The following is a 9614-nucleotide window of genomic DNA, read 5'->3' as shown; positions in this document are numbered from 1 at the left end:
GAAAACCGCCTTTCAAACCCACAAAAACGTAAAGGATGTCCCCGGTCTCGATTGTAAAGGATGTATCCGTTTCTACACCGCGAAGGTGGCCTGGAGATCATCCAATCTCTATGGCCAACACCTCAATCACCAAATCCCCCGCCGGTCGCTTCCACAACACCTCATCGCCCACTTTCGCCCCGAGCAACGCCCGTCCCAGCGGCGAGCTCCAATTGATCAAGCCATGGGCGGCATCCGCCTGGTCTTCTCCGACCAATTGCACGCGCTGCTCATGATCGTGTTCATCGGCAAAGGTCACCCAGTTGCCGATCTGCACTTTGTCGGTCGAGGAGGCTTGTGCGACCACCTGGGCGCTTTGCAGGCGCTGCTTGAAGTAGCGCCAGTCGCGATCGAGGTCGGCCTGGCGCTGCTTATCGGCCAGCTCACCTTTGGCGCTTTCCTGATCAAGCAGGCTTTGCAGCTCGGCAACTTTTGCCTGAAGCTGCGCCAGGCCCGCTGGCGTGACGTAATTGGGCTGCGCGCTGACCTGCCGTTCGACTGGCTGATCGGCTTGCGCGGCGGCGTTATCTTCATTGACGAAGGCGCGACTCATGCTGTTCTCCCGTTATAGGGTTTGGGCCATGGTCGCAGGCTTTAAGTTTCGACGAATGTCTGTAAACGACTTATTGCGAGCGATAGGCTCGCGCGGCGTCCCTGTCTTTCTCTTGTTGCCAGGCCCGTTCGCGCTCGTCCCAATGGCGGTCCTTGTACTCGTTACGATCCTCGTTTTCACGCATGGCCTGGCACTGACGGAAGCCATCGGTCCAGCCTTCGGCGTATTGCTTGTCCTTGAGGTAACGCGGGACATTTTTGCGAAACTCACCGGTGATCGCCCCGGCGGCTTGCCGGCCACTGATGCAACCGTCATCGAAGCCATCGGCGAACGCCGGCGGGTAACCCTTGGCGATCAGATCCTCGTGGGTCGACTCGCACCCCGTGATCACTACCAATAACCCCAACACACCCACGCAACGCCACATCCCGGACTCCCGAGCCGTTCAACGGTCTCTAAGGGAAGTTTAGAAGCGGATTTGTCGGGTGTATGTGAAAGGCTCGTGATTAATCTGTGGGGTAGCGCAAATCCCTTGTGGGAGCGAGCCTGCTCGCGATGGCGGTGGAACAGGCAGCATGGATGTTGAATGTGATGGCCTCATTGCGAGCAGGCTCGCTCCCACAAGGGGCAGATCAATAGTGATACCACTTCACCTCAAGTACCACTTCGTTTTCGGGCGAAGCCAGGTGGCTGAATTCGCGCTGGGCGCTCAGGCGCAACCCAAGATTGCGTGACAATTCCCACTGCTGATTCAGGCTCATGCTGCGGCGCACTTCGCCATTGGTGAAGTAATCACCCTTGGCCTCCAGGCTGAAGTTTCCCAGCGGGTTTTTCCATAGCAGGCCGCTGTTGAAGCCCGCCGCCGGGGCAATGAAGGCCGCGAAGTCGTTGTTATGCTCCACACGCACGGTGCCCAAGGCAAAACCGAGCATATCGTCACCCAGTTGCCAGGTCCCGCCGCCACCGCCATTGACATGGCTGACCAGGGTTTCGTCATCATGCTTGCCCGGTACGCGCTCCAGGCCGCCGGTGACTTGCCACGACAGCGGCTGCAACAATTCATTGCGCGGAGTCAGCGAGCGGATGGTCGCCAGGTCCAGTTGCTGCAACTGCCAGTCATTGCCTTCGTATTGGCGCAGCTTCATTTGCAGAATTTCGATCTGCGCGCCGAGGGGGAAGCTTTCCATGTTGTCATTGAGGTCGTGATAGGCCATGCGCAGGCCATATTCGCCGAAGGCTTTGTCGCCTCGAGTGCCGATGCCGGCCTGCCAGGTGCGGGATTCGTGACCGTCCTCGGGCAAGCCAGGTTGCGGAATTTCCAGCTCCGGGGGCGGGTTTTGATTGATTGCGCGCAGCAATTCGAAACTGCGTTGAGCCCGTTGCGGGTCACGCTCCTGACCGTTGGCGCGATAACGCTCCAGACGATAAGCCGCATCGATGATCAACGCCTGACGGTCGCGAGGCAGGGCCTTGAACGCCGGAGTCTGCAATTGCGTCTGATCGGCGCTGACGTTCAGCACCCACTCCTGCTCTTCAACGGTTAATGGCTCGGCGCGGCTTAGCAGTTCACGCTCACGGGACGGGCGATACTCGATCGATTCCACCAGCCCGGCTTCTTTCACCGCTTTGACCGTGTCGGTGGGGATGGCCGTCAACGGGAATTGCTCGGTCAAATGCAGGCTCGGACGTGCCACTTGCAGCAGCTCAAGCAGGCGGTAGGAGCAGTTTTCGTCGAAGAAGAAGTAGTCGAACTGGATCTGCTTGAGTTCCCAGACGTGCTCGACCATGCGCTCGGTTTCCTGCTGCGTCAGGTTCAGGCGGTATTCCCACAGATCGCGGTTCTCGAGGCTACGGTATTCCGAGAGCTTTTCCTGATACGGCACCAACGCGAACAGCCCGGGATAGCCACCCATCAGACCTTTCCAGGCATACAGAATGCTGTTGTCCGAACCTTCGATGTAGGCGCCGAAGTTGATCGCGTAACTGAGTAGCGATGTCTTGTCACTCTGCACATTGGCCTGATCGATGCGCAGCAAGGTGTGACCAAACATCGACGATGGACTGTTCAGGTAGGCCGCCGGGAAAATCATCACAGCGCTGTGGGGCGCAACATCCTTGAACCATTGCTTGAACTCGGCGCAGTCCGGTGTCGGCATATCGCTGAGCGCCAGTTGCGCCTTGAGCCAGCGGGTGCGGGCCGGATAGACGCATTGGGCATGCTGCTCACCGGCGCTGGCCGGGGCATACAGTGCCTGCACGGTCGCCGCCAGTTCACGGTCGGGGTGTTCGTTGCCATCGGGGGCGAGAAAGAATTTCTTGTCGCTGACATAGCTGCGCCAGCCACCGAGCTTGGCGGTTTCGTAATGCCCCAGGGAAATCCAGAAGGGGTCGTTGGCCAGTTGCTGCAAACGTTGATTGTCGATAGGTGGCGCGGCGGACAGCGGGGCGCAGACACAGAGCGCCAGCCAGGCAAGGCGTTTGAGCATAGTGGGCAACTTAGCTTTTCGAAAAAAAAGAGATCAGGGGAAAGACCCAAGGCACGACAGGTCAAAAAACAAAACCCGCTCCCCAAAAGGAGCGGGGTGGATCGAGCTTAAGCTTGAGTAGCGTACTTGGCCAGACGAGGATCGCTTTTCAGCACGGCCAGGGTGTTGGTATGCACGTCATCAGCGGTCACGTCAGCTTTGCTGAAGATTTGCTGGAAGTGCTGATGAGTCACAGCGGCGAAATGCGCACGGTCTTCCGGCGCCACGCCCAGTACCACGGCGTAAGTGGTCAGCGCTTCGCCCTGACCTTTGGCCATGTCTTCAGACAGCTCGTTCATCATGCCATTCATGGCGATCCAGGATTTGCCGCCATAGGTCAGCGACGCATTGGTCGAGCAACCGTTGGTGCCGGAGGTCATACCGAACGTTGCGTTACCGGAAGTGCCGTTAGTGGTGGATGCCAGGAAGTGTGCCGGGGTGCCACGCTGACCTTCGAACAGCATGTTGCCCCAACCGCAGTCCGGACCGCCTGGCGCCTGAGCCATGGCGTTGATGGATACAGCGGTGAAGAGAGTACCGAGAAGAATCCGTTTCATAGCTATGTTCTCTTTGTGTGCATACCAATGGACAAGGGTGCTGGCCCCTAATGGTGCCAGTGGGCCGGTTATCATCCAGCCGCGCAGCTTGGAGTTTAGGCAGGTTCCGGGGGTTCCGTTACTTTTTGCGAAACATTCCCTGAAAACATTGATTTTGACCCCTTCGGCCCGAGCCTGAGGGATTGTCCAGGCTTTGGCTTGAGGTGCGCCTTGCCAGTGAGGTACGGGCAGCGCCAGAATGCCGCTATCTGCCCCGCCTGATGTAAGGAAGCCCGATGCCTGATCCTGTTGCTGCCAGCTTGCGTCTAGCGCCTGAAGCGCTGACCCGTCCGTTTTCCGCTGAACAGTTCAGCTTCTCTACCACCAATGATCTGGAGCCCTTCCGCGGTGTGCTTGGCCAGGAACGTGCGGTTGAAGCCTTGCAGTTCGGTGTGGCCATGCCACGCCCCGGTTACAACGTATTCGTCATGGGCGAGCCCGGCACCGGCCGGTTTTCGTTCGTCAAACGCTACCTCAAGGCCGAAGGCAAGCGCCTGCAGACCCCGGCTGACTGGGTCTACGTCAATAATTTCGATGAGCCACGTGAGCCTCGTGCGTTGGAATTGCCGTCGGGCACCGCCGGTGCCTTCATCGGTGATATCAACGGCTTGATCGACAACCTGCTGGCGACCTTTCCGGCGGTGTTCGAGCACCCGTCCTATCAGCAGAAGAAAAGCGCCATCGACCGCGCTTTCAATCAGCGTTATGACCGTGCACTGGATGTGATCGAGCGTCTGGCGCTGGAGAAAGAGGTCGCGCTCTACCGCGACAGCAGCAACATCGCCTTCACCCCGATGAGCGAAGGCAAGGCGCTGGATGAGGCGGAATTCGCCCAGTTGCCGGAAGCCGAGCGCGAACGTTTTCATGACGACATTTCCGGGCTGGAAGAGCGGTTGAACGAAGAACTCGCCAGCTTGCCGCAATGGAAGCGCGAGTCGAGCAATCAACTGCGTCAGCTCAACGAAGAAACCATCACCCTGGCCTTGCAGCCATTGCTCGCTCCGCTGTCGGAAAAGTACGCGGAAAACGCAGGCGTTTGCGGTTACCTGCAAGCGATGCAGGTGTACCTGCTCAAGACGGTGGTCGAGCAACTGGTGGACGACAGCAAGACCGACGCCATCGCCCGCAAATTGCTCGAAGAGCAATACGCCCCGAGCCTGGTGGTCGGTCATCCGTTCAGCGGCGGTGCGCCAGTGGTCTTCGAACCGCACCCGACCTACGACAATCTGTTCGGTCGCATCGAATACAGCACCGACCAAGGCGCGCTCTACACCACCTATCGGCAGCTGCGACCGGGTGCGCTGCACCGGGCCAACGGCGGTTTTCTGATCCTCGAAGCGGAAAAAATGCTCGGCGAGCCTTTCGTCTGGGATGCGCTCAAACGCGCCCTGCAATCGCGCAAGCTGAAAATGGAATCGCCGCTGGGCGAGCTGGGCCGTCTGGCCACTGTGACGCTGACACCGCAACACATTCCGTTGCAGGTCAAAGTCGTGATCATCGGCGCCCGGCAGTTGTATTACACGCTGCAAGACCTCGATCCGGACTTCCAGGAGATGTTCCGCGTCCTGGTGGATTTCGACGAAGACATCCCGATGGTCGACGAGAGCCTGGAGCAGTTCGCCCAGTTGCTCAAAACCCGTACGTCCGAGGAAGGCATGGCGCCGCTGACCGCCGATGCGGTGGCGCGCCTGGCGACTTACAGCGCGCGTCTGGCCGAGCACCAGGGGCGTTTGTCGGCGCGAATCGGCGATCTGTTCCAACTGGTCAGCGAGGCGGATTTCATTCGCGACCTGGCGGGCGATGACATGACCGACGCCGGGCACATCGAGCGTGCGCTCAAGGCCAAGGCCACCCGTACCGGGCGTGTTTCGGCGCGGATTCTCGATGACATGCTGGCCGGGATCATCCTGATCGACACCGATGGCGCGGCGGTTGGCAAGTGCAACGGGCTGACGGTACTGGAAGTCGGCGATTCGGCCTTCGGGATACCGGCGCGGATTTCCGCCACGGTTTATCCGGGCGGCAGCGGCATCGTCGACATCGAGCGCGAGGTCAACCTTGGTCAGCCGATCCACTCCAAAGGCGTGATGATCCTTACCGGGTATCTGGGCAGCCGTTATGCCCAGGAATTTCCGCTGGCGATTTCCGCGAGTATCGCCCTGGAGCAGTCCTACGGTTATGTCGACGGTGACAGCGCGTCTCTGGGGGAGGCATGCACGCTGATCTCGGCCTTGTCGAAAACCCCGCTCAAGCAGTGTTTCGCGATTACCGGTTCGATCAACCAGTTCGGTGAAGTGCAGGCGGTGGGTGGGGTCAACGAGAAGATCGAAGGTTTCTTCCGGCTCTGCGAAGCCCGTGGTTTGACGGGGGAGCAAGGGGCGATCATTCCTCAGGCCAACGTTGCCACGCTGATGCTCGACGAGAAGGTGCTGGCGGCGGTACGCGCGGGGCAGTTCCATGTCTACGCGGTGCGCCAGGCCGACGAGGCTCTGAGCCTGTTGGTCGGCGAGCCAGCTGGCGCGCCGGATGAGAATGGCGCATTCCCTGAAGGCAGCATCAACGCGCGGGTAGTGGAACGCTTGCGGGTGATTGCGGAAATGATCAGCGAGGAAGACCTCAAGGAAGCCGAAAAGGAGTTGGCGCAGGAAGCAATGCTGGAAATCAAACCGGCCTGACACAACCCCCATGTGGGAGCGGGCTTGCTCGCGAAGACTGACTAACATTCAACATCAATGTCGACTGTTATGCCGTCTTCGCGAGCAAGCCCGCTCCCACAGGTTCTGTAGTGTTTTGCAGACTGTATTCAATGCAAAAGAGCGCCATCTAAATGGCGTCAATATTCACGCAGTGACCACTCGGCACCTTCTGATTCTGGTTCGCGTGCGAGCCAGACTTTTCTTCTATTATCTGCTCAAGGATATCGACAGTAATCACTGGATCGAGACAGCCTTCCCGTGGAGGCTGAATACCGGATCTACCGAGGGTCGCCGCCATGTCGCGCAACCTCTGTCTCACCCGTCAATGCCTGGGCCTTGTGACCCGTATCGAATGTGCTATCCGCCCGCTGGCGGGAGATACGGGCATGTGGACCTTGCTCTTCGCCGCCGGAATGGCCGGCGAGCAGCCTTCTGCCATCAAGGCCCAAGGCCCGTTCCGTGGGCCGGTCGTGGCGGAATCGATCCTCGACACCATCGTTGAAAGTCTGACCTTGCATGGTTACGAGCTGGCCGACGACCCGCAAATCTGGTGCCTGCATCTGCAAGCCCAGTTGCGAGAGATCAATGGTGGTCGTTACCGCAACCTTAGCGGACCCGAGTTTCGGCCCGAGCACTGAACAGGCTATTGATCAAGGCTGCCTGGCTCAGCCTTGTCGAGTTTGACCTCAAACCCATATTGCACGGTGGTGAGGTTCGTTCGCTGATAAGTTTCCAGGCGTGTGGGCTGGCCATAGAAGTAATGCACTGCAAATAACGCCGGGCCTTGTGCGCTCGCGTCGTGACTGACCGACAGAATCTCTTTCAAATAATTGCCGCTGTCGTCCTTGGCGAAAAAACGCCAGTCCTGGGCGGGAAACAGTTTCAAATCAACCACCAACGCATTCCCTTTGAATTCCAGGCCTTTGGGCAACTGGCGGGCGTCGTATGTTTGCTGGTCGATAGTCGCCAGAAAGTGCGGCATGGAGCCCACGGCGTAGGCCGGTGTTTCCGGAAACAGGTTCAGATCATAGGTGATGGCGCCGCGGATCGGATCGACCTCATACGCCTCCGGCGGCAGCTCTATCGGCCCATCGCGCTGGCCATTGCGGTCTTGGATAAAGAACGTCACCGGGCTTTCGCCGGGATTGAAAGAGGTGCCGAGCAATTCGTCATTGAAGCTTCTGGGGTGATTGAATTCGATGCGGGCGGCACTTGGGTCATCGACCGACTGACTGATGCTGATGCTTTTTTTCAGTTGCTCCTCGCTCAACGTTGCGCCCTTGAGCCAGGTCGCGGCCTGGTCGTCATACACCACCACCGGCAAGGTCAGCGGCTGGATGGTTTTTTTCGTGGTGTGCGGGTCGAAGCGGCGTATCGGCAGGTTCAGGTCCTTGTGGGTCACCGTGACCGCCGAGAAGTCCAGCAGGCTGACTTCGATGGTGTCGATCGGTCCATTGAAGTAGACCTTGGTGTAATGCCGGGTTTGTTGCTTTTCAAACGCACGCTGCTCGTCATCGAGCTGTTTTTCGAACGCTTCGCTCCACGCCTTCTGCAGTTGCATCTGCGCCAGTTGTTTTTGATAAAACGCAATTTGGGCGGCGGTTTCGTTGATCGCACCTGAACGAGAGAGGAATTGCCCGGTGGCGTCCCTGGCCTGAACGATCAATGGGGTGAGTGATATGTCACGTACCTCGGGGGCCAGCGGCGCGCTGTTACTGAATTCGATTTCGGCGTAGTTATTGCCCAGTTTCAATAAGGTGACACTGAGATTGTCGTTAGTGCGAGTCTGGCCGACGTCCTTTTTCGTCAGATCGAAGCTGTAGAGCCGGCGCGGGGAGATGACTTCCACCTTGCCTTGCAGGCTCACCGGTTGTGGTTGGCTCTTCTTGTCCACCTCCAGGCCTTCGATGAAGGGGTAGGTCACCGTCAAATCATCGGGGTGGGTCAGGTTGGAGCTCGACGGGCTCAGCTGGATGCCGGGATCGGTTTCCGACCATTCCGGCTGAAACGCGATGACGCGCTTGTTGCTCAGGGTCACCGATTGCCATTCCAGGCCATGAGGAAAAAGGAACGCGCCCGGAATGTTGAAGTTGAAGGGGAATACCGGTTGCAGATCGGTCAGGTAATCCGAGCTGGACTCCTTGTGTAACACGAACAGACCGTTAATGTAGGTGTCGACCAGGGCCTGGGGTGTGGGGTAGTGCTTGAGCACGGCGAGGGCGTCTTCGCCGTATTCGGTGAGCACTGGTTTGGTGTCGAGTTTGAGTTGTGCGCGCTCGAGTAACAATAGGGAACCGCCTAGCTCGGCCACGGCATCCTTGAGTTTGGGGTCCTCGATCGTCTCCAGGGATTGTTCGAACTGTGCGATCTTTTCTTCGAGGCTGACCTGGCGTTTCTCATCGCTGGGTGAGCAGCCACCGAGCAACAATGCGAAGCAAAGCCCGGCACTCGTTAACGGCAATCGCACATCCATTTCCAGTCTTCCTGTCCGACGTCGCTGACCTGTCAATCATCTGGACACTAGCAGAAAAACTTTGTCACACACACGCAGGTTACGGATTTTCCGGCGGTTTCTGGGTGTAACAGGTGGCTGTTATACTCGCCGCCATTTCCAGCCCCTTGTGTGAGATTCAATGGAACGCTTTATCGAAAATGCAATGTACGCCTCCCGCTGGTTACTGGCGCCGATCTATTTCGGTTTGTCCCTGGGCTTGCTGGCGTTGGCACTGAAATTCTTCCAGGAAGTCTTCCACGTCATCCCTAACGTGTTCTCGATGGCCGAGTCGGATCTGATTCTGGTCCTGCTGTCGCTGATCGACATGGCGCTGGTGGGCGGCTTGCTGGTGATGGTGATGATCTCCGGTTACGAGAACTTCGTTTCTCAGCTGGATATCGACGACAGCAAGGAAAAGCTCAACTGGCTAGGCACCATGGATTCGTCTTCGTTGAAGATGAAGGTCGCAGCTTCCATCGTGGCGATTTCGTCGATCCACCTGCTACGGATCTTCATGGACGCCAAGAACGTCGATCCCGAGCATTTGAAGTGGTACGTGGTCATTCACATGACGTTCGTGGTATCGGCATTTGCCATGGGCTATCTGGACAAGCTGACCAAGCACTGATCGACTGATCCTTGTGGGAGCGGGGGGGGGGGGGGGGGGGGGGGGGGGGGGGGGGGGGGGGGGGGGGGGGGGGGGGGGGGGGG

General features: G+C 58.5%; 8 protein-coding genes. 3 read left to right on the top strand and 5 right to left on the bottom strand.

What is annotated here, in order from left to right:
- Window positions 1-97: 97 nt before the first annotated feature.
- The 4 genes from AC1RQB_RS27850 to AC1RQB_RS27835 form a co-directional block, all read right to left on the bottom strand.
- Window positions 98-592 carry a GreA/GreB family elongation factor gene (locus AC1RQB_RS27850; RefSeq protein WP_063342473.1) on the bottom strand — a complete coding sequence of 165 codons (495 nt, stop codon included), beginning with the start codon at window positions 590-592 and terminating at the stop codon, window positions 98-100.
- Window positions 593-662: 70 nt separating this feature from the next.
- Window positions 663-1019 carry a hypothetical protein gene (locus tag AC1RQB_RS27845; protein WP_008072326.1) on the bottom strand — a complete coding sequence of 119 codons (357 nt, stop codon included), beginning with the start codon at window positions 1017-1019 and terminating at the stop codon, window positions 663-665.
- 205 nt (window positions 1020-1224) lie between these two features.
- On the bottom strand, window positions 1225-3078 hold the full coding sequence (locus AC1RQB_RS27840; protein WP_063342474.1) for an Lnb N-terminal periplasmic domain-containing protein: 1854 nt from the start codon (window positions 3076-3078) through the stop codon (window positions 1225-1227).
- Between the two features lie 107 nt (window positions 3079-3185).
- Complete coding sequence (locus AC1RQB_RS27835) at window positions 3186-3674, bottom strand: DUF3015 domain-containing protein (RefSeq protein WP_007901840.1); 489 nt, start codon at window positions 3672-3674, stop codon at window positions 3186-3188.
- A gap of 275 nt (window positions 3675-3949) precedes the next feature.
- Between AC1RQB_RS27835 and AC1RQB_RS27830 the strand changes: the two genes are divergently transcribed.
- Window positions 3950-6388, top strand: coding sequence for a Lon protease family protein (locus tag AC1RQB_RS27830; RefSeq protein WP_207267407.1), 2439 nt, complete (start codon window positions 3950-3952; stop codon window positions 6386-6388).
- Between the two features lie 317 nt (window positions 6389-6705).
- On the top strand, window positions 6706-7047 hold the full coding sequence (locus AC1RQB_RS27825; RefSeq protein WP_007901845.1) for a PA4575 family protein: 342 nt from the start codon (window positions 6706-6708) through the stop codon (window positions 7045-7047).
- Window positions 7048-7052: 5 nt separating this feature from the next.
- Here the strand turns inward: AC1RQB_RS27825 and AC1RQB_RS27820 are convergent, their stop codons facing one another.
- Complete coding sequence (locus tag AC1RQB_RS27820) at window positions 7053-8882, bottom strand: hypothetical protein (protein WP_063342475.1); 1830 nt, start codon at window positions 8880-8882, stop codon at window positions 7053-7055.
- A 160-nt stretch (window positions 8883-9042) separates the two neighbouring features.
- Between AC1RQB_RS27820 and AC1RQB_RS27815 the strand changes: the two genes are divergently transcribed.
- Complete coding sequence (locus AC1RQB_RS27815) at window positions 9043-9531, top strand: TIGR00645 family protein (RefSeq protein WP_007901849.1); 489 nt, start codon at window positions 9043-9045, stop codon at window positions 9529-9531.
- Window positions 9532-9614: the final 83 nt, after the last annotated feature.

Source organism: Pseudomonas sp. GW822-FHT02E03, from assembly GCF_058802325.1.
Note: the sequence above shows the minus strand (reverse complement) of the source record. Positions and strands in the feature narration are given on the sequence as shown.

What these genes read in the sequence shown, in the direction of transcription:
- AC1RQB_RS27850 (WP_063342473.1), bottom strand. Translation starts at nt 592, where the DNA reads ATGAGTCGCGCCTTCGTCAATGAAGATAACGCCGCCGCGCAAGCCGAT.
- AC1RQB_RS27835 (WP_007901840.1), bottom strand. Translation starts at nt 3,674, where the DNA reads ATGAAACGGATTCTTCTCGGTACTCTCTTCACCGCTGTATCCATCAAC.
- AC1RQB_RS27845 (WP_008072326.1), bottom strand. Translation starts at nt 1,019, where the DNA reads ATGTGGCGTTGCGTGGGTGTGTTGGGGTTATTGGTAGTGATCACGGGG.
- AC1RQB_RS27830 (WP_207267407.1), top strand. Translation starts at nt 3,950, where the DNA reads ATGCCTGATCCTGTTGCTGCCAGCTTGCGTCTAGCGCCTGAAGCGCTG.
- AC1RQB_RS27820 (WP_063342475.1), bottom strand. Translation starts at nt 8,882, where the DNA reads ATGGATGTGCGATTGCCGTTAACGAGTGCCGGGCTTTGCTTCGCATTG.
- AC1RQB_RS27815 (WP_007901849.1), top strand. Translation starts at nt 9,043, where the DNA reads ATGGAACGCTTTATCGAAAATGCAATGTACGCCTCCCGCTGGTTACTG.
- AC1RQB_RS27825 (WP_007901845.1), top strand. Translation starts at nt 6,706, where the DNA reads ATGTCGCGCAACCTCTGTCTCACCCGTCAATGCCTGGGCCTTGTGACC.
- AC1RQB_RS27840 (WP_063342474.1), bottom strand. Translation starts at nt 3,078, where the DNA reads ATGCTCAAACGCCTTGCCTGGCTGGCGCTCTGTGTCTGCGCCCCGCTG.